Annotated in this window: 26 protein-coding genes and 1 pseudogene; 17 read left to right on the top strand and 10 right to left on the bottom strand. The window is 74.1% G+C overall.

All coding sequences use genetic code 11. The annotated features are described in order from the left end of the window. Nucleotides 1-3: 3 nt before the first annotated feature. The 4 genes from ACFV0O_RS24900 (at nucleotide 4) to ACFV0O_RS24885 (ending at nucleotide 4,425) form a co-directional block, all read left to right on the top strand. Nucleotides 4-897: a fumarylacetoacetate hydrolase family protein gene (locus tag ACFV0O_RS24900; protein WP_380345412.1), complete on the top strand. Its 894-nt coding sequence runs from the start codon at nucleotides 4-6 to the stop codon at nucleotides 895-897. 127 nt (nucleotides 898-1,024) lie between these two features. Continuing rightward, nucleotides 1,025-1,783: an Asp/Glu racemase gene (locus ACFV0O_RS24895; RefSeq protein WP_380345410.1), complete on the top strand. Its 759-nt coding sequence runs from the start codon at nucleotides 1,025-1,027 to the stop codon at nucleotides 1,781-1,783. 114 nt (nucleotides 1,784-1,897) lie between these two features. Further along, nucleotides 1,898-2,809, top strand: a complete 912-nt coding sequence (locus ACFV0O_RS24890; RefSeq protein WP_380345408.1) for a PaaX family transcriptional regulator C-terminal domain-containing protein — start codon at nucleotides 1,898-1,900, stop codon at nucleotides 2,807-2,809. After that, nucleotides 2,806-4,425: an amidohydrolase gene (locus ACFV0O_RS24885; RefSeq protein WP_380345407.1), complete on the top strand. Its 1,620-nt coding sequence runs from the start codon at nucleotides 2,806-2,808 to the stop codon at nucleotides 4,423-4,425. Before ACFV0O_RS24890 ends, ACFV0O_RS24885 begins: the two co-directional genes overlap by 4 nt. A 30-nt stretch (nucleotides 4,426-4,455) precedes the next feature. Here the strand turns inward: ACFV0O_RS24885 and ACFV0O_RS24880 are convergent, their stop codons facing one another. Together ACFV0O_RS24880 and ACFV0O_RS24875 are read right to left on the bottom strand one after the other, a co-directional pair. Continuing rightward, the gene (locus ACFV0O_RS24880; RefSeq protein WP_380345405.1) at nucleotides 4,456-4,974 is read right to left on the bottom strand and encodes a universal stress protein; all 519 of its coding nucleotides are present in this window, start codon (nucleotides 4,972-4,974) and stop codon (nucleotides 4,456-4,458) included. 105 nt (nucleotides 4,975-5,079) lie between these two features. After that, nucleotides 5,080-5,748 (bottom strand): hypothetical protein, encoded by a 669-nt coding sequence (locus ACFV0O_RS24875; protein WP_380345403.1) that lies wholly within the window; start codon nucleotides 5,746-5,748, stop codon nucleotides 5,080-5,082. A gap of 258 nt (nucleotides 5,749-6,006) precedes the next feature. Between ACFV0O_RS24875 and ACFV0O_RS24870 the strand changes: the two are divergent. The 5 genes and pseudogenes from ACFV0O_RS24870 to ACFV0O_RS24850 all read left to right on the top strand — a co-directional run. Next, nucleotides 6,007-6,156 (top strand): annotated as a pseudogene (locus ACFV0O_RS24870) (helix-turn-helix transcriptional regulator); the annotation flags it as partial. A gap of 414 nt (nucleotides 6,157-6,570) precedes the next feature. After that, nucleotides 6,571-7,263 carry a DUF1062 domain-containing protein gene (locus tag ACFV0O_RS24865; protein ID WP_380345402.1) on the top strand — a complete coding sequence of 231 codons (693 nt, stop codon included), beginning with the start codon at nucleotides 6,571-6,573 and terminating at the stop codon, nucleotides 7,261-7,263. Between the two features lie 149 nt (nucleotides 7,264-7,412). After that, nucleotides 7,413-7,649, top strand: coding sequence for a hypothetical protein (locus tag ACFV0O_RS24860; RefSeq protein ID WP_380345400.1), 237 nt, complete (start codon nucleotides 7,413-7,415; stop codon nucleotides 7,647-7,649). Nucleotides 7,650-7,961: 312 nt separating this feature from the next. Continuing rightward, nucleotides 7,962-8,603 carry an alpha-ketoglutarate-dependent dioxygenase AlkB gene (locus ACFV0O_RS24855; protein WP_380345398.1) on the top strand — a complete coding sequence of 214 codons (642 nt, stop codon included), beginning with the start codon at nucleotides 7,962-7,964 and terminating at the stop codon, nucleotides 8,601-8,603. Nucleotides 8,604-8,789: 186 nt separating this feature from the next. Then, nucleotides 8,790-9,542 (top strand): VOC family protein, encoded by a 753-nt coding sequence (locus tag ACFV0O_RS24850; protein ID WP_380345396.1) that lies wholly within the window; start codon nucleotides 8,790-8,792, stop codon nucleotides 9,540-9,542. A 69-nt stretch (nucleotides 9,543-9,611) separates the two neighbouring features. Here ACFV0O_RS24850 and ACFV0O_RS24845 read toward each other — a convergent pair whose 3' ends face one another. The 3 genes from ACFV0O_RS24845 to ACFV0O_RS24835 all read right to left on the bottom strand — a co-directional run bounded on the left by ACFV0O_RS24845 (nucleotide 9,612) and on the right by ACFV0O_RS24835 (nucleotide 12,914). Further along, nucleotides 9,612-10,472 (bottom strand): carbohydrate ABC transporter permease, encoded by an 861-nt coding sequence (locus ACFV0O_RS24845; RefSeq protein WP_380345394.1) that lies wholly within the window; start codon nucleotides 10,470-10,472, stop codon nucleotides 9,612-9,614. Next, on the bottom strand, nucleotides 10,469-11,449 hold the full coding sequence (locus ACFV0O_RS24840; RefSeq protein ID WP_380345392.1) for a carbohydrate ABC transporter permease: 981 nt from the start codon (nucleotides 11,447-11,449) through the stop codon (nucleotides 10,469-10,471). The genes ACFV0O_RS24845 and ACFV0O_RS24840 overlap by 4 nt, the downstream gene beginning before the upstream one ends. Nucleotides 11,450-11,603: 154 nt before the next feature. Further along, nucleotides 11,604-12,914, bottom strand: a complete 1,311-nt coding sequence (locus ACFV0O_RS24835) for an extracellular solute-binding protein (RefSeq protein WP_380345391.1) — start codon at nucleotides 12,912-12,914, stop codon at nucleotides 11,604-11,606. A 431-nt stretch (nucleotides 12,915-13,345) separates the two neighbouring features. On the opposite strand from ACFV0O_RS24835, the gene ACFV0O_RS24830 reads away from it, so the two are divergent. Next, nucleotides 13,346-14,152: an IclR family transcriptional regulator gene (locus tag ACFV0O_RS24830; RefSeq protein WP_360258125.1), complete on the top strand. Its 807-nt coding sequence runs from the start codon at nucleotides 13,346-13,348 to the stop codon at nucleotides 14,150-14,152. A 109-nt stretch (nucleotides 14,153-14,261) separates the two neighbouring features. Here ACFV0O_RS24830 and ACFV0O_RS24825 read toward each other — a convergent pair whose 3' ends face one another. Continuing rightward, on the bottom strand, nucleotides 14,262-14,780 hold the full coding sequence (locus tag ACFV0O_RS24825; protein ID WP_380345390.1) for an Lrp/AsnC family transcriptional regulator: 519 nt from the start codon (nucleotides 14,778-14,780) through the stop codon (nucleotides 14,262-14,264). Between the two features lie 111 nt (nucleotides 14,781-14,891). Here ACFV0O_RS24825 and ACFV0O_RS24820 point away from each other — a divergent pair, with 111 nt between their 5' ends. The 3 genes from ACFV0O_RS24820 (at nucleotide 14,892) to ACFV0O_RS24810 (ending at nucleotide 17,579) form a co-directional block, all read left to right on the top strand. Then, entirely contained in the window at nucleotides 14,892-15,803 is a 912-nt protein-coding gene (locus ACFV0O_RS24820) for an NAD-dependent epimerase/dehydratase family protein (RefSeq protein ID WP_380345388.1), read from the top strand. After that, nucleotides 15,800-16,690 carry an aldo/keto reductase gene (locus ACFV0O_RS24815; RefSeq protein WP_380345387.1) on the top strand — a complete coding sequence of 297 codons (891 nt, stop codon included), beginning with the start codon at nucleotides 15,800-15,802 and terminating at the stop codon, nucleotides 16,688-16,690. Before ACFV0O_RS24820 ends, ACFV0O_RS24815 begins: the two co-directional genes overlap by 4 nt. Before the next feature lie 178 nt (nucleotides 16,691-16,868). Then, a complete protein-coding gene (locus tag ACFV0O_RS24810) occupies nucleotides 16,869-17,579 on the top strand; it encodes an alpha/beta hydrolase (protein WP_380345385.1) in 711 nt (236 codons plus the stop codon). A gap of 209 nt (nucleotides 17,580-17,788) precedes the next feature. Here the strand turns inward: ACFV0O_RS24810 and ACFV0O_RS24805 are convergent, their stop codons facing one another. After that, nucleotides 17,789-18,325 (bottom strand): universal stress protein, encoded by a 537-nt coding sequence (locus ACFV0O_RS24805; RefSeq protein WP_380345384.1) that lies wholly within the window; start codon nucleotides 18,323-18,325, stop codon nucleotides 17,789-17,791. Nucleotides 18,326-18,496: 171 nt separating this feature from the next. After that, on the bottom strand, nucleotides 18,497-19,168 hold the full coding sequence (locus tag ACFV0O_RS24800; protein ID WP_360258113.1) for a helix-turn-helix domain-containing protein: 672 nt from the start codon (nucleotides 19,166-19,168) through the stop codon (nucleotides 18,497-18,499). 235 nt (nucleotides 19,169-19,403) lie between these two features. Between ACFV0O_RS24800 and ACFV0O_RS24795 the strand changes: the two genes are divergently transcribed. Next, a complete protein-coding gene (locus tag ACFV0O_RS24795; RefSeq protein WP_380345382.1) occupies nucleotides 19,404-20,222 on the top strand; it encodes an MOSC domain-containing protein in 819 nt (272 codons plus the stop codon). A 133-nt stretch (nucleotides 20,223-20,355) separates the two neighbouring features. Here the strand turns inward: ACFV0O_RS24795 and ACFV0O_RS24790 are convergent, their stop codons facing one another. Beyond that, nucleotides 20,356-20,748: a ribonuclease gene (locus ACFV0O_RS24790; RefSeq protein WP_380345380.1), complete on the bottom strand. Its 393-nt coding sequence runs from the start codon at nucleotides 20,746-20,748 to the stop codon at nucleotides 20,356-20,358. A gap of 292 nt (nucleotides 20,749-21,040) precedes the next feature. On the opposite strand from ACFV0O_RS24790, the gene ACFV0O_RS24785 reads away from it, so the two are divergent. Both ACFV0O_RS24785 and ACFV0O_RS24780 read left to right on the top strand, forming a co-directional pair. Then, a complete protein-coding gene (locus tag ACFV0O_RS24785) occupies nucleotides 21,041-22,690 on the top strand; it encodes a carboxyl transferase domain-containing protein (RefSeq protein ID WP_380345378.1) in 1,650 nt (549 codons plus the stop codon). Nucleotides 22,691-23,132: 442 nt separating this feature from the next. Continuing rightward, a complete protein-coding gene (locus ACFV0O_RS24780; RefSeq protein WP_380345376.1) occupies nucleotides 23,133-23,507 on the top strand; it encodes a transglycosylase SLT domain-containing protein in 375 nt (124 codons plus the stop codon). 255 nt (nucleotides 23,508-23,762) lie between these two features. On the opposite strand, the gene ACFV0O_RS24775 is transcribed toward ACFV0O_RS24780, so the two are convergent. Then, the gene (locus ACFV0O_RS24775) at nucleotides 23,763-24,245 is read right to left on the bottom strand and encodes an HD domain-containing protein (protein WP_360258104.1); all 483 of its coding nucleotides are present in this window, start codon (nucleotides 24,243-24,245) and stop codon (nucleotides 23,763-23,765) included. Nucleotides 24,246-24,402: 157 nt separating this feature from the next. Between ACFV0O_RS24775 and ACFV0O_RS24770 the strand changes: the two genes are divergently transcribed. Further along, nucleotides 24,403-25,329, top strand: coding sequence for an AEC family transporter (locus ACFV0O_RS24770; protein ID WP_380345374.1), 927 nt, complete (start codon nucleotides 24,403-24,405; stop codon nucleotides 25,327-25,329). Nucleotides 25,330-25,379 lie beyond the last annotated feature (50 nt).

Here is a 25,379-nt window from a genome sequence, read left to right as displayed (position 1 = left end):
ACCATGCACCTGCTCACCTACTGCGCCGACGGCGACGACACCCCGCGCCTCGGCGCACTGCTCGCCGGGGACCGGGTCGCGGACCTCGCCGCCCTCGCCACCGCCGCCGGAGCGCAACTGCCCGACAGCCTGCTCGGGTTGATCCGCGCCGGGGCACCGGCCCTGGCCACCGCGCGCGGGCTGGTCGCGGGGGCGGCGGCCACCCGGCCGCTGTCCGAGGTGTCGCTGCGGGCACCGCTGCGCCCCGGCAAGATCGTCGGCGTCGGCCTCAACTACGTGGAGCACGTGGCCGAGTCGCACCGCACCCTGGACACCGATCGCGAACTGCCGGACCGTCCGGTGCTGTTCGGCAAGCCGTCCACCGCCGTCACCGGCCCGGGCCAGCCCATCCGGCACAACGCGAACCTCACCAAACAGCTCGACTGGGAGTGCGAACTCGCCGTGGTGATCGGCGAACCCGCCTTCCAGGTCGCCGAACGGGACGCCCTGCGGCACGTGTTCGGCTACAGCATCGTCAACGACGTCAGCGCCCGCGACCAGCGCCGCTCCGGACAGTGGTTCTTCTCCAAGGGCCAGGACAGCTACGCGCCGTTCGGCCCCGCCGTGGTGACCGCCGACGAGATCCCCGACCCGCAGCGGCTCGACCTCTCGCTGAAGGTCAACGGCGAAATGCGGCAGGACTCCAACACCCGCCACATGCTGTTCGGCATCGCCCGGCTGATCGCCGACATCTCCTCCGGGGTCACCCTGGAACCGGGCGACGTGATCGCCACCGGCTCCCCCTCCGGGGTCGGCGCCGGCATGGTGCCGCCGCAGTTCCTGCAGCCCGGCGACCTGGTCGAGGCCACCATCGAGCGGATCGGCACCCTCGCCAACCCCGTGATCGACGCCCGCTGAGGCAGGACCGCCACACAGCCCGCGCAGCGCGCGCCGAGACGGGCCACCGCGCAGCCCGCGCAGCCCGCGCAGCCCGCGCAGCCCGTGCAGCCCGTGCAGCCCGTCCGAGGAAAGGACCCCTCACCCGATGTCGACGTACCGGATCGGCCAGATCGTCCCGAGCTCCAACGTCACCATGGAGACCGAGGTCCCCGCCCTGCTGCGGGCCCGCGAGACCGTCGCCCCCGAACGGTTCACGTTCCACTCCAGCCGGATGCGGATGACCAGGGTCACCCCCGAGCAACTGCGCGCCATGGACGGCGAGTCGGACCGTTGCGCCGCCGAACTCTCGGACGCCCGGGTGGACGTGATCGGCTACGCCTGTCTGGTCGCCGTGATGGCCACCGGCCCCGGCTACCACCGCGAGGCCGAACGGCGGCTGCACCGGCGCACCGTCGAGAACGGCGCGCCCGCCCCCGTGGTCACCAGCGCCGGCGCCCTGGTCGCCGGACTGCGGACGCTCGGCGCCAAGAAGGTCGCGATGGTCACCCCGTACCTGCGGCCGCTGGCCCGGACCGTCGTCGACTACCTCGCGCAGGAGGGCGTCGAGGTGCTCGACCACGCCGCCCTGGAGATCGCCGACAACCTCGACGTGGCCGCCCACGACCCGGCCCGGCTGCCCGCGATCGCCCGCGGCCTCGCGCACGCCGAGGCGGACGCCGTGGTGCTCTCCGCGTGCGTGCAGATGCCCTCGCTGTCCGCCGTCGAGGAGGCCGAACAGCAGCTGGGCAAGCCGGTGGTGTCGGCCTCGATCTGCACCGCGCACCAACTGCTCCGCGCCCTCGGCCTGCCCGCCGTGGCGCCCGGCGCCGGGCACCTGCTCTCCGGGGCCTACGCAGAGGTCTGAACCAGCGGGCCACCGGACCACCCCGGGGCGCCGGGGAGCACCGCTATGATCACCACCGGTCACCGGGCCGCCACCGGAGACCGGGTCACTGCCGACCGCCGGGGAGGAGCGCGCATGTCGGAGAGCACGCCCCGGCCGAGTTCCCTGATCCACACCGTCTACGGCGAGTTCGTCCGCCGGCTCGGCGGCTGGATATCCATCGCCGACCTGATCGCGCTGATGGCCGAACTGGACGTCGACGGCCCCGCGGTCCGCTCGGCGATGTCCCGGTTGAAGAAGGCGGGCACCCTCCTCCAGGAACGCCGCACGGGCACCGGCTACCGGCTCGCCCCCGCGATGGGGCCGGTGTTCGAGGAGGGCGACCGCCGGATCTTCCACAGCCTGGAGCCGGCCGAGCTCGCCGACGGCTGGGTGGTGGCGGTCTTCTCGGTACCCGAGTCCGAGCGCGCCCACCGCCACCAGCTGCGCTCCCGGCTGAGCTGGCTCGGCTTCGGCAACGCCGCCCCCGGCGTCTGGCTGGCCCCCGCCCGGATGCTGCCGGACGCCCGTCGCCTGCTGGAACGCCTCGGGCTGAGCGCCTACGTCCACCTCTTCCTCTCCGCCGAGTACGCCGGATTCGCCGACCTCCGGACGGCGGTGGCGAGTTGGTGGGACCTCCCGGCCATCGAGGCGCAGTACGCGGCCTTCACCGACGCCTGGCACCCGGTGGCCGCGGAGTTGCGGACGCCGGTGGAGCCGCAGGGGTCCGCAGCGGAGCGGGGACCGTCGGAGCCGCCGGGACCGGGCGAGCGGCGGGCACCCCGGTTCGACCCGGCCGAGGCGTTCCGCGACTACGTCCCGATGCTCACCCAGTGGCGCCGCCTGCCCTACCTGGACCCGGGGCTGCCCGCACGGCTGCTGCCCGCCGACTGGAACGCCGTCCCGGCCCGGGCCCTCTTCACCGAGTTGCACGGGCTGCTCGCGGAGCCCAGTCTGCGGTACGTCGAGAAGGTGACCGGTCTGTCCCACCCCGAGGAGCCGTCATGACCCCCCAGCCGCCCGCCGACCTGCTGATCCGGGCCGGTGCCGTGCACACCCTCGTGCCCGGCGAGCCGCCGCGGCGGGCGGTCGCCGTCACCGGCGGCCGGATCACCGCCCTCTCCCCCGCCCCCGACGGCCTGGACGCCCTGATCGGACCGGCCACCGAGGTCCTGGACGTCCCGGGCTCGACCGTGCTGCCCGCCTTCGACGACACCCACACCCACCTGATCCTGGCCGCGCAGAGTGTCCACGGTGTGCCGGTCCACCGGGCCCGGGACCTCGCCGGGTTCCTCGACCTGATCCGCGAGCGCGCCGCCCGCACCCCCGCCGGGCAGTGGATCCACACCACGGTGAACTGGCAGGAGGTGCTGCTGGCCGAGCAGCGGATGCCCACCACCGAGGAGCTGGACGGCGCCACCGCCGACCACCCGGTGCTGGTGCGCCGCGGTGCGTACAACATGGTGCTCAACTCGGCCGCGCTGCGGCTGGCCGGGATCACCGGGGCCACCGAGGCGCCGCCCGGCGGCGTGATCGAGCGCGACGAGCACGGGCGGCTGACCGGCCGGCTGATCAACCGGGCGGTCGAACCGGTCGAGCGGGTGCTGCCCCGGCCCACCCTCGCCGAGCGGATCGACGGTCTGCGGGCCGCCTCGGCGGACTACGCCGCCACCGGGATCGGCACCGTCCGCGACTGCCTCGTCCCGGTCGAGGACCTCGACGTGCTGGACGCGGCCCGGGCCGAGGGCGCCCTCGCGGTCCGGGTGCGGGCCCTGGTCTCCGGCTTCGCCGCCCGGACGGCCGAGCAGGTGGACGCGCTGCTGGACCGGATGGACGAGTGGCGCGCGGACGGCCGCGACGACGACCGACTGCGGCTGTGGGGCGTCAAGTTCGGCATCGACGGCGGTTTCGAGGCGGGCGCGCTGGAGGAGCCGTACCAGGGACAGCCGTGCTACCACGGCCGGCTGCTCTGGGAGCCGGCCGAGCTGCTCGCGGCGGTGGACCGGGTGGTCGGGCGCGGCTGGCGGGTCGGCGTGCACGCCTGGGGCGACCGGGGTCTGCGCGTCCTGCTGGACGTGTTCGAGCAGGTGCTCAAGCTCCGCCCCGGCCTGCCGCCCGGCACCCTGGTGGTCGAGCACGGCGGGCTGGCCCGCCCCGACCAGCGGGCCCGCGCGATCGCGCTCGGCATCCCGGTGACCGTCCAGCACCCGCTGCTGCACGACGGCGCGCTCGCCCAGCAGCGGGCCTGGGGCGAGGAGCGCACGGCCGCGCTCTTCCCGCTGCGCGCGTGGCTGGACGAGGGCGCGCTGCTCACCGGCGGCTCGGACTTCCCGGTCGGCCCGTACGGCGCGATGGTCTCGGTCTGGGGCATGACGACGCGGGGCACCACGGCCGGGGTGGTCGGACCCGAGCACGCGATCGAGCGGTCCGAGGCGGTCGCGCTGCACACCGTGAACGCCGCCCGCCTGACCGGTGAGGGCGCCGCCCGCGGCAGCCTGCGGCCGGGGGCGTTCGCCGACCTCACGGTGTGGCCGCTCGACCCGCTGACCTGCCCGGCGGACGCGCTGCGCGATCTGCTCCCCACCCGCACCGTGGTCGACGGCCGGACGGTGCACGGGTCCTGACGAGGTCCTGACCGTTTTCCCGGCGGACCGTCAGGCCGCGACCAGCTCCCGCAGGTCGATGCCGCGGTGCAGGGCGCGCAGGTCCTCGTGGAGCGTGGACGGCGGGACGACGAGCACGCCGCAGCGCGCGTGGTCGAGGCAGTGGCGGGTGACCGAGCGGCGCGTCAGCCGACGCAGCCGGGTGCGCGCGCCGGCCTGCTCGCCGGTGCTGACCACCAACAGGTCACCGGGGCGGTCCGCCAGCCCGGTCAGCACCGTGCCGGCGTCGCCGCGCACGACCAGCGGCCGCACCGGCACCCCGATCGGGAGGCCGCCGAAGGCCCGCTCCAGCGCGTTGTCCATCCGGGTGTCGGCGAGGTCCTGCCAGGCGCGCAGCAGCGGCGGGCACGGCCGCGCGCGGTAGTTGCGCTCGCCGCCGACCGGGGTCCAGGCGAGCACCGGGACCAGGGTGGCCTGCCGCTCCCGGGCCTCCTCCGCGGCCCGGTGCAGGGCGGTCAGGCTGTGCAGTGATCCGCTGACTCCGACGATGACGCGGGCGCCGTCCGACATGATCCTTCGCTTTCCGATGTCAAGCCTTTACAGTGTCTGCGATTATGCTGCCACACGTCGACGCTGGCCTGCAAATCAAAGGCATTAACTGAATATCTCCTTGCATCACTCGGCCACTCGGAAGCCTGCCCCACCCGTCGGCCCACCCGTCGGTCCGTCCGCTGGTCCGTCTGCCGACCCACCCGCCGGTCCGTCCGCCGGACGGACCTCCTGGAGCAGCCCCCAGGTGAAGTCCGCCGTCCACCGGCAGACCCGACCGGCGCCGTCCGCGGCGTCGAAGTCCAGCCGGAAGCGGTTCGGCGCACTCCCCTCGCGCGGCACCGCGGACGGGAAGGCGGCACCCACGTCCGCCACCACACAGCCCCACGGCACCAGGTCGGCCAGGGTCCGCATGACGGGCCCCGGCACCCCCGCCGCCCGCACCAGCCACTCGTTCAGCACCGGCGAGCCGATCTCCGCCGGCCCGAGCAGGACCTCGAACCGCAGCCCGGGCCAGAGCGGCTGCACCCATTGCCGCGCGGTGCACGCCAGGTCCCCGATCCGCCGCGGCACACTCGCCTCCGCCGGCCCGAGCACGGCCGCGTACCGGGCGGCCCCGCGCGGGAACCCGGGCGCCCGGACCATCGCCTGCCACCGCTTGTTCGCCTCCCGCATCGAGGCCCGGGTGGCGCCCAGCCGCCGCACCGCCTCCTCGACCAGGTCGGGCCGGTAGTCGGCCATCCGGCGCAGCAGCACCAGCTGGAACTCGGTCACACCGAAGCCGTTGATCGCCATACCCGCAGGCTAGGCCCCGGTGACCGGCCGAGGCAGCTGTCACCCGGGGCGCCCTACGACCTGCGGGTTCGCCTCGCCGTGGTCGCGCCGGCTGTCACCACGTGGCCGAGATTGCTGTCACCTGCCTCGCCCGGTCACGGCGGTTGTCACCGCCCGGGGCAGCGAACCGGCCGGTCAAGGCCGGCGCTCCAACCCGGCGGGTGACGACCGCCGTGCGCATCACCGGAGCGCTACGCCGGCCCGACGCCCCAGGCGACGCAGATCGTCCGCTTCGCCGCCCAGGGGATGTCCGACCGGGACATCGCCGCCCAGCTCTTCCCGAGTTCGCGAACGGTCGGCTACCACCTCTGGAAGGCCTGTCCGAAGCTCGGCGTCGGTTCGCGCGGGGAACCGGCGGCGCCGGCCTGACGGCGTTGGTCCGAAAAACCGGTTGCGGTGGAGCGCGGCCCAGATCACGATGTGCGGCATGTACCTGTGCTGACGACTGCCACGTAGCAACTCACCCCTACGCGATCGACCTCTGCGCCGGGCCACCGGCCGCGGCGCTGAGGCGATGACACGCGCGCTCACGCGATCGACCGCCCTCGGCGCTCGGCCATGCCGCCATGCGGCCATGTCCCGAGGCGATGGGATGCGCTGTCGCGAGTTGCCACGGAGAGATACGACCTGTTGCGCGATCGACCTCGGGACGCCCGCCATGCGGCCACCCGCCCCGAGGCGATGACACGCGCCCTCGTGAGCACTCGTCAGATCCCAGGAGCCCCGGCCGATCCAGCCGATCCGGCCTGCGCGCGTTCCTGCTGAACCAGGAAACAGACCACCATGCATACCGAACGCAAGGCCCGCTGGGCCGTGCGCCAGTCCGCGCTGCCCACCGTCGTCCGCAGCTGCCCGGACTGCTCCGGCACGCGGCATCGGCCCTCGGGCAAGATCCGTGTCAACGCCAACGGCAAACTCCTCGACGTCTGGCTGCTGCTCAGCTGCGCGGGCTGCGACCGGACCTCGAAAGTGCCCGTCCACGAGCGCGTCCACACGTCGTCGCTGGAACCCGCCCGCAGGGAGGCGTACGAGAACAACGACCCTGCCGTGGTGCGGGAACTGACGATGAGTGCGTCGCTCGCCGCCAAGAACGGCTACAGCCTGGACTGGAGCGGCACCTGGGAGCTGGAGGCACGCACGCCGCTCCACGCGATCGACGATCCGACCCCGCTGACGGTGCTGGTGAGCTTCGAGCTGCCGGTACCGGTCCGAGTCGAACGCCTGCTGATGTCCGGCCTCGGCCTCAGCCGCAGCCGGGTCCGCCGGATGGTCGCGGACGGCCGCATCCGCCTGCCGCTCGCCCCGGACGCCAAGACGAGCCACGACTTCGAGCTGACGGTCCACGCCCCGGCGGCGACCCCGGCTCGGCTCGGGGCTCCGGTCGCGGCGACGCGGCGGGAGGCGGTGCGCGAACTCGGCGCTGCCGACGCCGTCGAGGCGCCGCTGCACCTGTCGCGCGCGGTGTCCGGGGCGTAGGCCGAAGGCTCGGTGCGGGACGTACCCGCGCGCGGCTCACGGACTCGCCGTTCGTGAGCCGCGCAGCGGGCTCCCGCGCGGCGGGCCCAGCCTCCTCCGTCGACGCAGTCCGGGGTGCCGCAACGGTGGCGGCAGGCGGTGATCGGAGCGTGACCGGCACCCCGAGCGTCCCCGGGCCCGACGACAGGATCGTCGCCATCGACGCAGGTCACCAGGCTGTGCGCTTCTACCGTCACTACCCGCAGCCGGTGGCCTCGGCGTGGCGGCACCTGTCGCGCCCGACCCTGCTGCGGCGCCGGCCGGCTGCCGCCGACCGGTTGGATCCGGCGGAGGGCGGCACGGTGGTACTGCGCTGCCGGCCACCGATCCCGACGGCCGCACCGTGACCGCCTCCGGCGCCGTCACGGCCCACGATCCGCCGACCCTGTCGGAGCTGGACCTCGACCGTTGGAGCCGGCCCTCGACCCGCACGGGCGGGTCCGGTTCGACCTGACCGACGAGGGCGGCGGCACGGCTCTCGCCTTCTGCGCCGAGCTGCCCGCGCCCTCCTCGGGGAGGGATCCGGGAAGGGGGTGGTGACAGACGTCGCGACCAGGTGACAACCACCTCGACCAGTCACAGCCCCCGACGCCGGCCGGGGCCGGATCACCGCCCCCGAGATTCGGTCATGTGTTCGAATCAAGGCGTACGCTGGCCCCATGCACGACACCCTCCACCGCCAGCCCTCGCTGTTCGACGACGCGGAGCACGACGGCCTCCGCCTCGGCCCGCTCGACGGCCTGCGGCGGCAGGTGCTCGGCGACGGAGCCTGGCTGGACGTGCTGCCCGGGTGGCTGCACGGCGCGGACGAGCTGTTCGAACAGCTGGCCGCGACCGTGCCCTGGCGGGCCGAGCGCCGCGAGATGTACGAACGGACGGTCGACGTCCCCCGGCTGCTGGCCTCGTACCGGGCGGACGCCGAGCCGCCGCACCCGGTGCTCGGCCAGGCCCGCACGGCGCTGAGCCGGCACTACGCCGACGAGCTGGGCGAGCCGTTCCACACCCTCGGGCTCTGCTACTACCGGGACGGCCGGGACAGCGTGGCCTGGCACGGCGACCGGATCGGGCGCGGCGCCCGCGAGGACACCATGGTGGCGATCCTCTCCGTCGGCGAGCCCCGCACCCTGGCACTGCGGCCCCGGTACGGCGGCGGGACCGTCGTCCGCCACCCGCTCGGCCACGGGGACCTGGTCGTGATGGGCGGCTCCTGCCAGCGCACCTGGGAGCACGCCGTCCCCAAGACCGCCCGCCCGGTCGGCCCCCGGATCAGCATCCAGTTCCGGCCGCAGGGCGTCGCCTGAGCCCCTGGACCGAATCCCGGGCCGGCCGCACGGGACGGCACCGGACGGCACGGGACAGCACCGGGCGGCACGGGACGGCCTGCGCCCGCGCCTGCGGCCGGTCGGGCCCGCGCAGCGGCCCAGGTTGCCGCCCGCCCGCCCGGCGCGGAGGCTGGCGACAGGGGCCGGTGGCACCAGGAGGGCGGTGTGCCGAAGGCGGGCAGGTACCACGAGGGCGTCCCGTGCTGGGTCGTCCTGACGACCCCGGACGCCCCGGCCGCACAGCGCTTCTACGGCGCGCTGTTCGACTGGGAGTTCGTCCCGACCGGCCCCGCCGAGGCGGTCGCCACCCGGTACGGCGCCCAGGTCGCGGCGATCGGCCCGCCCGTCGGCACCGCGGCACCCGCTGCCTGGACCACCCACCTCGCCTGCGCCGACCTGCACCGCACCACCGCGCTCGTCCGCGCCGCGGACGGCCGGATCACCCGGGACCCGTACGAGGTGCCCGACCAGGGCCGGGCCGCACTCGCCGTCGACCCGCTCGGCGCGGCCTTCGGCCTCTGGCAGGCCGGCACCATCGACGGCGCCGGCCTCGTCGACGAGCCCGGCGCCCTCGCCTGGAACGAGCACCTCTCCCCCGACCCCGACACGGCCCGTGCCTTCTACCGCCGCGTCTTCGGCTACACCTACGACCGGCCGCGGGCCGGCCACGCCCTCGCCCGGGCCGCCGGCCTCCCCGCCTGCAGCATCGGCCCGTCCGGAGCGCCCGCGAGCTGGCTGGCCCACTTCGGCGCCGCCGACGCCGACCGTGCGGCCGAGCGGCTGCGCGAGCTCGGCGGCACCGTCCTCACCGGGCCCGCGCCGACGCCGTACGGCCGCGCCGCGCTGGTCCGGGACGACGCCGGTGCGGTGTTCGTCCTCGTCGCCGTCCCGCCCCGGGAGTCCGCGGAGGCGGCCTGAGCGGCCCCGCGCCCGGCGGCCCTCCACAGTGCCACCCGCCGCCCGGCGGTCCTTCAGCCCTTCGGCCCTTCAGTCCTTCACCGCTCCCGCCAGCCCGGACACCAGCTTGCGCTGCACCGCGATGAAGAAGACCAGCACCGGCACCGTCATCAGCGTGGACGCGGCCATGATGCCGCCCCAGTCGTTCTCGTCCGGCTTGAAGAACACCAGCAGCGCCGAGGGCAACGTCTGGTTCTCGGTGGCGCTGATGATGAAGGTCTTGGCGAAGACGAAGTCGTTCCACGCCGTGATGAAGGAGAACACGCTGGTCGCGGCCAGGCCCGGGGCCACCAGCGGCAGCAGGATCCGCCACAGGATGCGGGTGCGGGAGGCGCCGTCGATCTGCGCGGCCTCCTCGATCGAGACCGGAACGGCGGCGACGAAGCCGCGCATCATCCAGATCCCGAACGGCAGCGAGAACGCCAACTGCACCAGGATCAGCGAGGCCAGGGTGTTCAGCCCGATGCCCGGCACGAACTGCCCCGCGTCGCGGAACATGAAGAACAGCGGGATGGTCAGCGCCTCGACCGGGATCATCTGGGCGATCAGGAACATCACCATGACGGTGGTGCGGAACCTGAACCGGAAGCGGGTCACGGCCACCGCCGCGAGGAACACCACGGCCGCCGAGAGCACCACCACCGACAGCGCGACCGCCAGGCTGTTCGCGAAGTACCGGCCGAAGCCGTCCACACCGAGCACCTGACGGAAGCTCTCCAGCGTGGGGTGCGCCGTCCAGGGCTTCGGGTCCAGCGACTGCACCTCGCCCTTGGGCTTGAACGCCGAGAGCACCATCCAGAAGATCGGGAAGGCGGTGACGGCGGCCAGCACGACCGCGACCGTGTCGGCGGCGAGCCGCCGCCGGCCGCGGGAGTTCCGAAGGGTGCTCACAGCTCGTTCCCCGTCCGTCGCAGGCTGCGGATGTACAGGACCGTCGGGATCACCAGGATCAGCAGCATGATCACGCCGATCGCCGCGCCCAGCCCGTACTGCGAGGAGGCGAACGCCTTCTGGTACGCGTACACGTTGAGCACCAGGTTCTGGCCGGCGATGCCGCCGCCCTCGGTCATCACGTAGATCTGGGTGAAGACCTTGAAGTCCCAGATCACCGACTGGATCACCACGATCGTCAGGATCGGCCGCAGCATCGGCGCGGTGATCCGGCGGAAGGTGGTCCAGGTGCCGGCGCCGTCCAGCGCGGCCGCCTCCAGGACCTCCTCCGGGATGGCGCGGATGCCCGCGTAGAGGGTGACCATCACGAACGGGAAGGAGTGCCACACCACCACGGCACCGACGACCAGGAACGCCGTCCACTTGTCGTAGAACCAGTTGAACTCGTGGAAGCCGGTGAGCCCGATCCGCTCCAGGGTGTGGTTGACCAGGCCGAGGTTGGTGTCGAACAGAAAGCTCCACACCGTCGACCCGGTCATCGCCGGCGCCGCCCAGGCCGCCATCGCCGCCGTGGTCAGCACCAGCCGCGGCCACCGGCCGACCTTGGTGAGCAGCACCGCCAGGGCGGCGCCGACGGCCAGCGTGGCGACCACGCAGAACGCGGCGAAGCCGACCGTCTGCAGCAGCACCGACCAGAACTGGCCGTCCTCCAGGACCTTCGCGTAGTTGCCGAAGCCGACGAAGGACGTCGGCACCCCGCCGGACGCCTGGGCCTGCCCGAAGTCCAGGACGGACAACAGCCCGAGCTGGTAGATCGGGTAGCCGACCAGCGGGACCAGGATGACGGCGGCCGGCAGGAGCAGGAGCAACGGGGGCCTGCGGCGCCGACCGCCCGGGGGTGCGGCCGGCGCCCCGCCCCCACGGCGCCCCTGCGGGGAAGGAGCCGCCGACGGGGCGGTCGTGGTGGATGCGGACACGGGCGGAACCTGCTCTCTGTGACGAACCGGAAGGGGACCGTCGGGTGCGCAGCGGTCGGGTGCACGACGGCCGGTGCACGGCGGTCCGGGCGTGGCGGCCGGTGCACGGCCGCCGGTACGCAACGGCCGGTGCGTGACCGTCAGTGCGTGACCGTCAGTGCGCGGCGAAGGCCGAGTCGATCTGCCCCGCGGCGTCACCGGAGGCCTTGGCCACGTCCGCCTTGCCGGTGACGACCTGCTGGAGCAGCGTCGGGATCACCGACTGGGCGTCGATCTGCGCCCACCCCTGGTCGAGCGGCACGAACCTGGTGCCGGCCGCGATGGTGTCGGTGAACGGCTTCAGGAACGCGTCCTTCGCCGCGACCTTGCCACTGACGGATTTCAGCGTCGGCAGGTTGCCCATCGCGTCGTACATCTGCTCCTGGTAGGCCGGGCCCGCCAGCAGTTCGGCGAACTCGACGGCCAGCGTGCGGTGCTTGGCCGCCTTCATGACGCCCAGGTTGTTGCCGCCGGCGAAGGCGGGGGCGATCGAGCCGGCCTTCTCGCCAGGCAGCGGCACCACGCCGTACTTGCCCTTGACCGCGCCCGCGTCCACCTTGCCGCGGTTGGAGTTGAGCAGGACGGCCATCGCCGACTTCCCGGCCGCGAACAGGTCGACGGTCTTCCCGCCGGTCAGGTCCGCGCACTGCTGGGCGGGGCAGCCGTCGGCGCCGAACAGGTCGGTGTAGCGCTTGATCCCGGCCTGCGAGGCGGGCGAGTCGATGGCGGCCTTGAACGTCGTGCCGTCCTTGGCGGCGATGTCGCCACCCGCGTCCCACACGAACGGCAGTGCGGCGAAGGTGTACTTGCCGCCGACCGCGATGCCGAAGGTGTCCGGGTGCGCGGCGTGGATCCGCTGGGTGGCGGTGACCAGTTCGGCGTAGGAGGTCGGCGGGGTGAGCCCGGCCTCGGTGAACAGGTCGGTGCGGTAGTACAGCGCACGCACGCCCACCCACCACGGCAGGCCGTAGGTCTTGCCGTCCACCACCGCGGTCCTGGCGATCGCCGGGTCGAGGTCGCCCTTGTCCTTCCACCCGTCCAGTTCGGCGCCGATCTCGGCGAGGCCGCCGGCGGCGACGTAGCCGGGCAGGTCGGTGTTGCCGAACTCGACCAGGTCGGGGGCACTGTTGGGGTCGTTGAAGGCGCCCTTCATCTTGGCCGCGCGGGCCGAGGCGTCGGTGTCGATGTAGCTGACGTCGACGGTGACGCCCTGGTGGGAGGACTGGAACTCGGTGACGGCCTTGGCGATCACGGCCTCCTTGGCCGCGTTGCCCGCCTCGTTGTAGAGCCAGACCTTCAGCGTGCCGGTCCGGTCGTCGCCGGCCTTGCCACCCGCGGTCGAGGCGGTGCCCGGCGCGCAGGCGGTGGCGGCCAGACAGCCGGCGGCGAGCACGGCGGCCACTGCGGTCCGTCCGGTGAGTCGCATGGTGGAGACCTCCCCTCCCGACAGCTGCCGCCGCGACGCACACCGCTGGGACGGACACGTCGAAGCAGGCCCTGACCGGGGCCGATGGTGGGTGAAGTGGTGGGGGTGCGGCAGGGCGCAGCGCTCGGGTGGGGCGACGTCGCCTGCTCGATGGCAGGGACGTTAGGCGTGGGCGATCGGCGCCAACAAGAGGGGGTTGACGAAAGTTTTGCACTGCACAACGTTGTATCGAAGACGCGGCGACCCGACCCCGAACGGGTACGTTCTGACAACCGCCGCCGACAGGCGGAGGAACACCACGGAACGCCGCACACAACACCACGCGGAACACCGGACACGCAGGCCCTGCGGAACACGCCCCGGAACACGCGCCCCCGGAACACGCCCCCACAGAACGAGTCCCCGCCGAACCACCACCAGGGAACGGACCCATGACGGAGACGGCACCCAAGAAGCCCGCGACCGAACGCAACCAGTCCTCCTCGCTGCGCCGCGCGCTCGCCGTCCTCGGCTACGTCCGCGACCACGGCGACGGACGCGGAGTCCCGCTCGCCCAACTCGCCGAGGCCCTCGACCTCAACAAGAGCACCGTGCTGCGGCTGGCCGGACCGCTGCTGGACGAGCACCTGCTCGACCGGGACCGCGAGACCGGCTGGTTCCGGCTCGGCCACGGCTCGCTGCGCCTCGGCCAGGCCTACCTGACCACCCTCGATCTGCGCAGCGTCGCCGCCGAACACCTGCGCCGGCTCCAGCGCGAGGCCGGCGAGACCGTCCACCTGACCGTCTGGCAGGCGCCCGGGATCGTCTACCTGGACAAGGTCGAGGACGAGACCAACGTGCGGATGGCCTCCCGGGTCGGCAGCCGGGCCCCTGCCTACTGCACCGCCACCGGAAAGGCGATCCTCGCGTGGCTCCCCGAGGAGGCCGTCGCCGAGGTGGTCGCGGCCGGCCTGCGCCCGGTGACCGCCTGGACCATCTCCGACGAGCCACGACTGCGCGCGGACCTCGCCCGGATCCGCGCGCGCGGCTACTCCATCGACGACCGGGAGAACGAGCCCGAGGTGCGCTGCGTCGCCGCGCCGATCTTCGACCACACCGGCGAGGTCACGGCGGCGCTCTCCGTCTCCGGGCTCACCTCACGGATGACCGCCACCCGGGTGCGCACCCTCGGGCCGGTGGTGGCGCAGGTCGGGCTGCGGATCTCGCGCGAGCTGGGCTCCGACCGGCAGCCGTCCTGACCCGGCGGCCCGGGCCCGTCCACGCTCCGGCGCTCCGTCAGTTCCTCGGTTCCTCGGTTCCTCGGTTCGTCGGTTCGTCGGTTCCTCGGTTCGTCGGTTCGTCGGTTCCTCAGTCCGAGGGCAGAAGCACCCGCTGGTCCACCGGCGAGGAGAGGATCACCGACGTCGTCGTCCGGCCGAGCACCGCGATCGCCTCGATCAGCTCCTCCAGGTGGGAGGTGTCCCGCGCGGCGACCTTGAACACCCAGCAGTCCTCGCCGATCACGTGGTGCACCTCCAGCACCTCCGGCCGGTGCAGCAGGTCCTGGCTGCGGAGGTACTTCACCGTCATCCGGGCGTGCGGCGACACCCGGACGAAGGCCCGGATGCCGTAGCCCAGCCGCTCGGGCGCGACCAGCGCCGCGTACCCGGTGATCGTGCCGTTCGACTCCAGCCGGCGCACCCGCTCGCCCACCGCGGCCGGGCTGAGGTTGACCCGCCGGCCCAGTTCGCTGAGCGTGATCCGCCCCTCGGACTGCAGCAGTTCCAGCAGCCGCAGGTCGACCGCGTCCAGGCCGCCGGCCCCGCCACCGGCAGTGCCACCGGCGGGGCTGCCGACACCACCGCCGAGGCCGCTGCGGGGGCCCACCGACGAATCGTCGGTCGAACCGCCGGACTGCCGTCGGTCTTTCGGTCGCAGCGCCTGAACTCCCACGATCACCCCTTCATCGAACCGCGCCGCACCATAACACTTGTGGGTATGGAAAACGTGCTCGTCATCGGGGGAAACCGGTACTTCGGACGGCAGTTGGTCACCCGGCTGCGCGACTCCGGAGTCCGGGTCAGCGTGCTCAACCGCGGCTCGACGCCGCCACCGCCCGGCGTCACCCCGCTCATCGCCGACCGCACGGACGGGACGGCGCTCGCCGGTGCCCTCGCCGGCCGGGACTTCGACGCGGTGGTCGACCAGGTCTGCTACACCCCGGCCCAGGCCGAACTCGCCGTCCGCGCCTTCACCGGAAGGACCGGCCGCTACCTGATGACCTCCACGATCGAGGTCTACGACACCGGCGTGGCACACCCGGCGGACCGCCCGCTGGCCGAAGCCGCCGTCGACCCGTCAGGATGGCCGGTCAGCCTCGAACTCCCCCGGTCGGAAACGGAGTTCGTCGAGACGTCGTACGGCGAGGGCAAGCGCCAGGCGGAGGCGGTGTTCACCCGCGACGCGCCGTTCCCGTTCGTCTCCGTCCGGCTCGGACACGTCCTGGGCGCCACCGACTTCACCGGGCGCCTGGCCCATTACGCCGAGCGGATCGGGGCAGGCCTGCCCGTCCTGGTGCACCCGGAGAACCTGCCCTCCTCCTACACCCACGAGACCGAGGCGGCCGCCTTCCTCGCGTGGGCGGCGGGCGAGCGGTTCACCGGCCCGGTCAACCTCGCCTCGCACGGCGAACTGACCGCCACCGACCTCTGCGACCTGATCGCGGCCGGCCGCCCCTACCGCACCGCCGCCCCCGGCCCCGGGCAGCAGGCCTCACCGTTCTCCTTCGACCGCTACTACGGCATGGACAACTCCCGGGCCGAGCAGCTCGGCCACCCCCTCTCCCACACCCGCGACTGGCTGCCCGGCCTGGTCGCCGCCACCCTCCGCGGACAGGAGCTCCCCGCATGACCGCCACCACCGCCACCCGCCTCCTCGGCAGCGTCCGCACCAGCGCCGTCGGCCTCGGCGCGATGCCGCTCTCCGTCGAGGGCCGCCCGGACGAGGCCCGCGCCGTCGCCACCGTCCACGCCGCACTCGACGCGGGCATCACCCTGATCGACACCGCCGACTCCTACCACTGGCACGCCGACGAGTACGGCCACAACGAGGAGCTGATCGCCCGGGCCCTCGCCTCCTACGGCCCCGGCGCCGACCACGTCCTGGTCGCCACCAAGGGCGGCCGCGGCCGCCCCGGGGACGGCTCCTGGACCGTCGACGGCGACCCGGCCCACCTCAAGCGCGCCTGCGAGGGCTCGCTGCGCCGCCTCGGCGTCGAGGCGATCGGCCTCTACCAGCAGCACCACCCGGACCGGAACGTCCCGTACGCGGACTCCCTCGGCGCGATCCGCGAACTCCACGAGGAGGGCAAGATCCGCGCGGCCGGCATCTCCAACGTCGACGTGGCCCAGGTCCGGCTCGCCCGGGAGATCCTCGGCGACGCCCTGGTCTCGGTGCAGAACGAGTACTCCCCCGCCGTCCGCCGGCACCAGCCCGTCCTGGACCTGTGCACCGAACTCGGCCTGGCCTTCCTCCCCTGGAGCCCGCTCGGCGGCATCGGCCGCTCCGCCGAACTCGGCGGTGCCGGGACGGAGTTCGCCGCGATCGCCGCCGAACGCGGAGTCAGCCCCCAGCGGGTCGCGCTCGCCTGGCTGCTGGCCGCCTCCCCGGTGACCCTTCCGATCCCCGGCGCGAGCCGCCCGGAGACCATCCGCGATTCGGCGGCGGCGGGGGAACTGGTGCTCAGCGAGGAGGAACTGGCCCGGCTCGGAAACGCGGACGGGGCCCGTCACCCGTGAAGGCACCGGACCCCGTCCGACGGTAGAGCGCCAGGCCCGGGTCGCACGGACTCTCCCTACTGAAAGTAGGACGTGCTCTGGTAGCACCACTGACGCCTGACGAGGAATCGATCTCCCTCGCGACGAGAAGTACAGTACCAGCTCAGTGATCAGTCACCGAACCGGAGGCGAACCCCGCATGACGAGCGCTCCACCCGAAGTCGTTCCGTACGCGGACGGGCGGCTGATGGACGTCCACCGGCCGACCGTCCACACCGCCGGACCGGCGCCGGTCGTGCTGCTCTGGCACGGACGCGGACCCAACGAACGGGACGTGCTGCGCCCGTTGGCCCGGGAGGCCGCCGGACTCGGGCTGCTGGTGCTCGTCCCGGACTGGAGTTCCGAGCAGCCGGACGGCGGCGCCGCCGAGTTGCTGGCCTCGCTCGCCCACGCCCGCCGCATCGCCACCGGCCTCGGCGGGGACCCGGCGCGCTTCGTGCTGGCCGGCTGGTCGCTCGGCGGCCGGGAGGCGGTCGCGGTGGCCACCCATCCGGACACCCCTGCCGAACTCCGGCCCGGCGCCGCCGTCGGCATCGCCTCGAAGTACGCCGACCCGGCCGTGACGACGGGCGACGCCCCGCTCGCACGGCTGGCCGCGACCCCCTCCCCCGTCCCGCTCTGGCTGGTGCACGGCACCGCGGACGAGATCGTGGACGCCGGGCACACCCGCGAGCTGAGCACCGCCGTACCGGCCGCCACGCTGGTCGAACTCCCCACCGACCACGCGGGCGTGGTGCTGACCGTCTACAGCCCGCAGGCCGGGCGCTGCATCCCCGCCACCGCCGCCGACACCGTGGCGGCCGGCCGCCGTACCGCCTCCGTCCTCGCCGAGGCGGCCGGACTGTCGTAACGGCCGGCTGTCGTGACGGCCGGCTGTCGTGACGGCCGGGCTGTCGTGACGGCCGGGCCCGGCTGTCGCACCGGCCGAGCCGGGCCGTGGCCGGGTCCGGGGCTGGGGCCGGGGCCGGGGCCGACGGGAAACGCACCCGGGCCGTCGCGGCACCGCGCCCGGCCCGTGGTCACGGCGGAGGCGCACGGCGACCGGCCGTGACCCGCCGCTCAGTTCCCCGCAGCCGCAGCCCGCAGTCCGTGCCCGCCCCGTTCCAGCGCCTCCAGGTCGCGCTGCAGCGGCGGGTGCGGGACGGTGAGCACCGGGCAGGCCGCGTGCCGGACGCAGTAGGCGCTGACCGACGGGTGCACCAGCCGGGCGAGGCGGCCACGTTCGCGTCCGGCGCCGAGGACGAGCAGGTCGCCGGGGCGGTCGGCGCACCGCACCAGGGTGTGGCCGGTGTCGCCGCGGACGGCCTGGCAGCGCAGGCGCAGACCCGCGTACCGGCGGGCGAAGGCCTCGTCGAGGGCCTGGCGCAGGCGGACCACGGCGGCGTCGCGACCGGCGGTGATCACCGGCGGGCAGGGAGTGCGGCGGTAGCCGAGTTCGTCGCCCAGGGGGACCCAGCAGAGCACCGCGAGCACCTCGGCGTCCGTCCGCCGGGCCTCGGTGGCGGCGTGGTGCAGGGCCGCGAGGCTGCCGAGGGAACCGCTGACGCCGACCACGATCCGGCGCCCGTCCGCACCACTGTCCGCGTTGTCCACCATGCCTGTCCCCTGCCTCTCCCGCCGCGACCCGGTACCGCCGGGGCGCCGCGCCGGTCACCCCGTGGCACCCAGCAAAACGCCCCGCGGCCGTGCGGCCGCGGGGCGTTGACGGGGTCCTGACGCGCCGCCCGGTGTTCCGTACGCGACCCTGACGTCCGGGGCGCCGCATGCTCAGGCCTCGGGGGGCCGCGCCTCCCAGAGGTCCGCGAACATCCGGTCCAGGTGTTCCTCACCGATCGGCGGGACCGGCAGCGGGTGGGTGGCCCGGGTGCGGAAGCCGTCCAGGAGCAGGGCGAGGTAGCGGCGCCAGAGGTCGGGGCGCAGCTCGGTGGCGGCGGGCAGGGCCCGGCAGAGCGGGCCGAGCAGGAACAGCAGGTCCATGGTGACGACGTCGCGGCGCATGGTGCCCTGGTCCTGGGCGCGGGCGATGAGAACCCCGACGGTGGTGGCGTGCCGGCGGCTGATCTCGATCATGCCGGGGACGGTCGGGATGGCCTGGGTGACCAGGTCGTTGATGCCCCGGTCGGCGGCGACGAGTTCGAAGATCCGCGCGAAGTACCGTTCGAGGCCGGTCCAGGCGTCCTCGGCGGCGAGCGCCTCCTCGCCGGCCCCGGCCAGGACGGCTCCGGCATCCGCGAACACCTCGCCGATCAGGGCCTCGCGGGTCGGGAAGTGCCGGTAGAGGGTGGCGTTGCCGACCCCGGCCTCCTTGGCGATCTGGTCCAGCGGGACGTCCAGGCCGTTCCGGGAGTACATGCCGCGGGCGGCGGCGAGCAGCAGGTCGCGGTTGCGCTGCGCGTCCCGCCGGAGCCGTCCCGGGGGGTTCGCGCTGCTCGGTGCCATGGGCCCGACCCTAGCAAGCGGCCGGGGTGGGCGAACGGACAGCGGGCCGAACGGACAGCGGGCGGACGGATGGCAGGGCGGGCGGCAGGCGGGCCGGTCCGCGCCCGCCCGCACCCGTACCCGCACCGGCACCCGCACCCCGGACGCCCCGCACCTCCGGGCCCTCCGGCACCTCCCGCCGGGCCGCTCAACTACCCTTCGGAGTCGTCGAGTCCAGGAGGAACGGGGGGACGTCATGGCCACGGTGACGGAGTTGCGGTACTACCCGGTGAAGGGGTGCGCCGGGGTCTCGGCGGCGCAGGCCGAGCTGACCCGGGCGGGTCTGGCCCACGACCGGGCGTTCATGGTGGTGGACGAACAGGGGGTGTTCCGCTCCCAGCGGCGCGATCCGCTGCTGGCGACGGTCCGCCCGGCCGTCGAGGACGACGGCCGTCGGCTGGCGCTTTTCGCCCCGGAGGTGGAGCCGGTGGCGTTCGCGGTCGACTCGGAGGGGCCGCGCCGGGAGGTGCGGTTGTTCGGCGCGCCGTTCCGCGGCATCGACCAGGGCGCGGAGGCCGCCGACTGGCTGTCCGAGGTGCTGGGTGCGCGCAGCCGGCTGGTCCGGGTGCCGCCGGAGCACGACCGGGTGACGGACGGCCTGGTCCCGGGCACCTCCGGCTACGCCGACAGCTGCGCCGTGCACCTGCTGTCCCGTTCCACGCTGGAGCGTTTCAACGAGCTCTCCGACGCTCCCGCACTGTCCGCGGACAGGTTCCGCCCGAACGTCGTGGTGGACGGCTGGCCGGAGCCGCACACCGAGGACCTGACGCGCCGGATCGCGGTGGGCGGCGCCGTGCTGGCCTACGCCAAGCTGGCCATCCGCTGCGCGGTGACGATGGTGGACCAGTCCACCGGGTCCAAGGCGGGCCCGGAGCCGCTGCGCACGCTGGCCCGGTACCGGCGGGCGGCGGCGGGCGGGGTCGCGTTCGGCAGCAAGTTCGCCGTCCTGCGGGGCGGCACGCTGCGGGTGGGGGACGAGCTGGCGGTGGGTGCCTGGGGGCCGTCGGAGCTCTGACCGGGTCCCGGCCGGGTCCCGACTCTCCGACCGGAGTCGCGGCCGGGACCGGCCCCGGCCTCCGGTACGACGGTGGCCCCGGCGGGGTGGTGCATTCAGGGGGTGCGCCGGGGCCACCGTGCTGCCGGGAGGGTCAGCAGGTCTGGTCGAGCAGGGAGAACGTGGCGTAGTGGTCGCCGGTGTAGTAGTCCTCCTGGTCGCCCTGGCCGGTCACGATCCGGCGGGCGCCACGGGTCGGGGAGCCCGGGGTGACGACGGTGTACTCGTGGTAGTACCCGTAGGACTCGCCGGGCAGGACGTGCTCTCTGTTCTGGAAGACCACGCCGTCCTGGGAGTAGGGGAACGGCCCGTCCGAGGCGATCAGGTTGAGGGTGTCGGTGGCCTCCGGCGGGAGGGTGGAGAGGCACACCGTGCCGCTCACGTCGGCGTGCGCCTCGGTGGCGACGGCGATCGGTGCGAGGGTCATCAGGGCGACGGCGGTGACGGCGGCGGCGCGGGTCTTCCACGCGCGTAGAGTGCGAGTCATGTCCCCCAGTGTGGCGAGACACGGTCAAGTCCGGAAGCCCTCCACCAAAGTATTAACCGGCGAGTAACTACCCTTTACCTGCGAGGACTTGGCCCGTACCCCGACCCCGACGCCTCTCCCCGGCCGGACCGCCGACACCGTCCACGAACCGCCCTGACGGTGCAACGGTCGACCGTCATCGAACTAGTGCCGGAGCCGTCCCGCCCCGCCCCACGGGGCCTCGCCGCGCCCGGACCCCGCCGCATAGAGTGACGGATCACGACGGACCGGAACGATCTCTGACGGGGTGGACATGGCGGCGCACGGGGACGACGCGGGGGCCACGCCTCCACCGCTCGCACGGCGGGCCGCACTGACCGCCCACCAGCTGATCGGCCTGCTGGTCGACCCCGGCGGCTTCCAGCGCTGGGACGAGCCGCCCGGCCCGCCGCCCGCCGACCCCGACTACCGCGCCTCGCTCGACCGGGCCCGCGCACGCACCGGCCTGGACGAGGCCGTCCTCACCGGCCTCGGCCTGATCGACGGGCGCCCGGTCGCACTGATCGCCTCCGAGTTCGGCTTCCTCGGCGGATCGATCGGCGTCGCGACCGCCGAGCGGATCACCCGGGCCGTCGAACGCGCCACCGCCGAGCGGCTGCCGCTGCTCGCCCTGCCGGTCTCCGGCGGCACGCGGATGCAGGAGGGCACGGCGGCCTTCCTCTGCATGCTCCGGATCACCGCCGCCGTCCAGGCCCACCGCGCAGCCGGGTTGCCCTACCTCACCTACCTGCGCAACCCCACCATGGGCGGGGTCTTCGCCTCCTGGGGCACGCTCGGCCAGCTGGTCCTCGCCGAACCGGGCGCCCGGCTCGGCTTCCTCGGCCCTCGCGTGTACGAGGAACTGCGCGGCGTGGAGCTGCCGCCGGACGTCCAGCGGGCCGAGACGCTGGCCGAGCAGGGACTGGTGGACGCCGTCGTGGCGCCGCAGGAACTGCGCGAGCTGGTCCGCCGCACGCTCGCCGTCCTGTGCACCCCGCCGCCGCCCGCGCCGGACGCCCCTCCCGCGGACACCCCTCCTATGGACAACCCCGCCACGGACACCCCTCCTACCGGCACCCCTCTTACCGACGCCACCGGACCCGCCTCCGCCGAGCAGCCCGACGCCTGGGACTCCGTCCGCCGCACCCGCCGCCCCGACCGCCCCGGCACCCGCGAACTGCTGCGGCACACCGCCGAGGAGCTGGTGCTGCTGGACGCCCCCGGCGGCCGAGGCGGTGCGCTGGTCCGCGCGCTCGCCGTCCTCGCCGGCCGGCCCGTCCTGGTGGTCGGCCAGCAGCGGGGGACGCCGGAGCACGAGCGCCCCTTCACCGCCGCCGACCTGCGGGCCGTCCGGCGCACCGCACACCTCGCCGAACAGCTCGGGCTGCCGCTGGTCACCGTCGTTGACACGGCCGGGGCCGAGCTGTCCGCCGAGGCCGAGCGGGACGGCATCGCGGTGGAGATCGCGCACTGCCTGACCACGTTGCTCGCCCTGCGCACCCCCGTCCTCGCGGTGCTGCTCGGGCAGGGTTCGGGCGGCGGCGCACTCGCCCTGCTCCCGGCCGACCGGGTGCTCGCGGCGGGTCACGCCTGGCTGGCGCCGCTGCCGCCGGAGGGCGCCTCGGCGATCGTCCACCAGGACGGCGGTCACGCCGCCGAGCTGGCCCGGGCCCAGGGCATCGGGGCCCGGCACCTGACGGAGGTCGGGCTGGTGGACGAGGTGGTCCCGGAGCTGCCGGACGCCGCCGACGAACCGGAGGCCTTCTGCGCCAGGCTCGGCCAGGCGGTCGGCGCCGCGCTGGGCGCCCTCGCGACGGCTTCCGAAGCGGAGCGGCTCGCGGCCCGGGCGGTGCGGCACCGGCGGCTGGGCGACCTCCACCGGCCATCCGACCCGGGTGTGGCGCCGGTCTCAGCGACGGATTGATCGTCTGTACCCAAAGTGCCGCCACCGGACCCGCCGGTGACGGCGCCGGAGGCCCGAACGGTGAGTGCGCTCACACGGAATCAACGGCCACGACGGGCCGTAGTAGACGCCGCCGGGCCATCCGCCCCTCCCCCGGACCCCCCACGTCCGCCCACGTCAGACGGGGTCGGCGCGCTCCGCGCAACCGGCCCTTCGAATCCACGGCAACCGCCCGTGTACGACCGCCGGTCGTAACGAGGGGGTCTTGGCGGGTGCCGATCCGGTCTGGCAACAATGGCTTCCGTCGCCAGCCGCACCGGCACCTGTCCCGCCGGTGAACGGCTTATCGCCGAGTCACGCCCCGTGACCGCAACGGCCCCTGTCCGGCCGTGGTCCTGGGTGGGGCGTGACCCGGCCCAACCCGATTGAGGTCTTGTTCTTCATGCCCGCTTTCAAGCTCCGTATGCGTACTTCGGCCGCGATTCTTGCCGGTGCCGCCGGTCTGACCGCCCTGGGCGCCGGCGTCCTGCCCGCCACCGCCAACGCCGCCACCGTCTCCCCGCAGGCGATCGCCGCCCAGATCGTCCCGGCGAACCAGCTGGCCTCGTTCAGCCACATCATCTCCCACGAGTCGAGCTGGAACGTGACCGCGACCAACGCGAGCTCCGGCGCCTACGGCCTGGCCCAGGCCCTGCCGGGCTCCAAGATGGCCTCGGCCGGCTCGGACTGGAAGACCAACCCCCGCACCCAGATCAAGTGGGCGCTGGACTACATGAACACCCGCTACGGCAGCCCGAACGCCGCCTGGGCCTTCTGGCAGAACCACCACTGGTACTAAGCCGACCCCAGTTCCCCTCCCGCACCCTGACCACTCCCCTCACCCCGGGGGTCGGACAGGGACCACCGGGGTGCCCGAGAGGGCCCGGACCCGCGCGATCCGCGTGGCCCGGGCCCTCTCGTGGTTCCCCCGGCGCTCCGGCCCCCGGCCCGGGCGCCGCTACGGCCCGGCCGTTTCAGGGCCGCCTGCTTTCGGGGCCGGCCGCCTTCAGGGCCGCCCGCTTTCAGGCCCGGCCGCCTTCAGGCCCGCCGGCCGTCACAGCTCCCCCGTCAGCCCCAGAAGCTCGCGCATCCGCGCGTACTTGGCCGCCAGCCGCTCGGCGGTCGCCCGGTCCAGCGAGGCCAGCCGGGCCGGGTCGGAGTTGTGCGCCAGGTCGGCGCGCTTGACCAGCAGCGCGCCGGGCGTGGCCAGGATGCGCGCGGTGTACTCCTCGACCGGCTCGTCCGGGCGCCGGGTGAGCGCGTCCACGATCGCCTTGGTCTCCTCGGGCAGCGCGGCCGCCGCCAGCCACTCCCGGCTGAGCCGGTCGTCCTCGACGGTGTCGTGCAGCCAGCCGGCCGCGATCTGCGCCTCGCTGCCGCCGCGCGCGGCCGCCCCGCGCGCCACCGCTGCGATGTGCTCGCTGTACGGGTGGCCGTTCTTGTCCACCTGTCCCCGGTGGGCACGGCGGGCGATCGCCTCCACCTCGTTCAGGCTCAGGTACTCGTCGTCCACGGGCTCGACCCTCGGCTCGTCCATCGGCTCATCGTAGGCCCGTGATCAACGCTCCGGCGGCCACTGGTTTACTGCCCCGGGGGAGTTCACGGCTTCGAAGGTCCACCGGCCCGGGAGTTGACGCCCCCCGGCGGGCGACCCCGCCACACCCGGCAGGCACGTCCGAGCGATCCGAGGAACCATGCCATCCCTGCATCCGCTGCTGTCCGGCTTCGCCCCGATCTGGGCGCTCACCGGAGTCGGCTACGTCGTCGGCCGCTCCGGCCTGCTCGGGCCGCACGCCGAGGCGGTGCTCAACCGGTTCGTCTTCCACGTCGCGATGCCCGCCGCGCTCTTCCTGATGATCTCCCGCACCCCGCTCGGCCGGTTCGCCAACCCGTCGATGCTCGCCTTCGCCGCCGGCACCGCCGTGGCGACCGGCCTCGGACTGCTCGCCGGGCGACTGCTCTTCCGGCGCAAGCCCGGCGAACTGGCCATCGGCTCGATGGCCTCGGGGTACGTGAACTCCGCCAACCTGGGCATCCCGGTGGCCGTGCAGGTCCTCGGCGACGCCTCCTTCGTGGCCCCCGTGGTGCTGTTCCAGATCCTGCTGGTCACCCCCGCCGTCCTCGCCGTGCTGGACGGCGGTGCGGCCGGCCGCCGAGCCCTGCGCACCCTGCCGCTGCGCAACCCGATCCTGCTCGCCACCGCGCTGGGCGCCGTCGCCTCGGCGACCGGGGTGCACCTGCCCGCCGAGCTGAATCGTTCCTGCGAACTGCTCGGCGGCGCCGGCGTGCCGACCGCCCTGATCGCCCTCGGCATATCGCTGCACAACCGCCCACCGGCGGAGGGCCGTTCGCTCCGGGCCGAGGTCGGGCTGACCGTCGCCGTCAAGACCCTGGTCCAGCCGCTCGCCGCGCTCGCCGTGGCCGGCCCGCTGCTCCACCTGCCCGCCCACCAGCTCCTCACCGTCGTCCTGTTCTCCGCACTGCCGACCGCGCAGAACGTGTTCACCTACGCCCGCGAGTACGGGCAGGGCACGGAGCTCGCCCGGGACGCGGTGCTCTGGTCGACGCTGGTGTCGATGGCGACGCTCTCGGTGATCAGCTGGACCCTCGGCCCGGCGTAGCCCGCCCCCCCCCCCACCCCCCCCCCCCCCCCCGCCCCCCCCGTCTCTTT

The sequence above is a fragment of the Kitasatospora sp. NPDC059577 genome, from assembly GCF_042735475.1.
Classification (GTDB): domain Bacteria; phylum Actinomycetota; class Actinomycetes; order Streptomycetales; family Streptomycetaceae; genus Kitasatospora.
The sequence above is the reverse complement of the archived record's forward strand: the minus strand, read 5'-3'. Positions and strand labels throughout refer to the sequence as shown.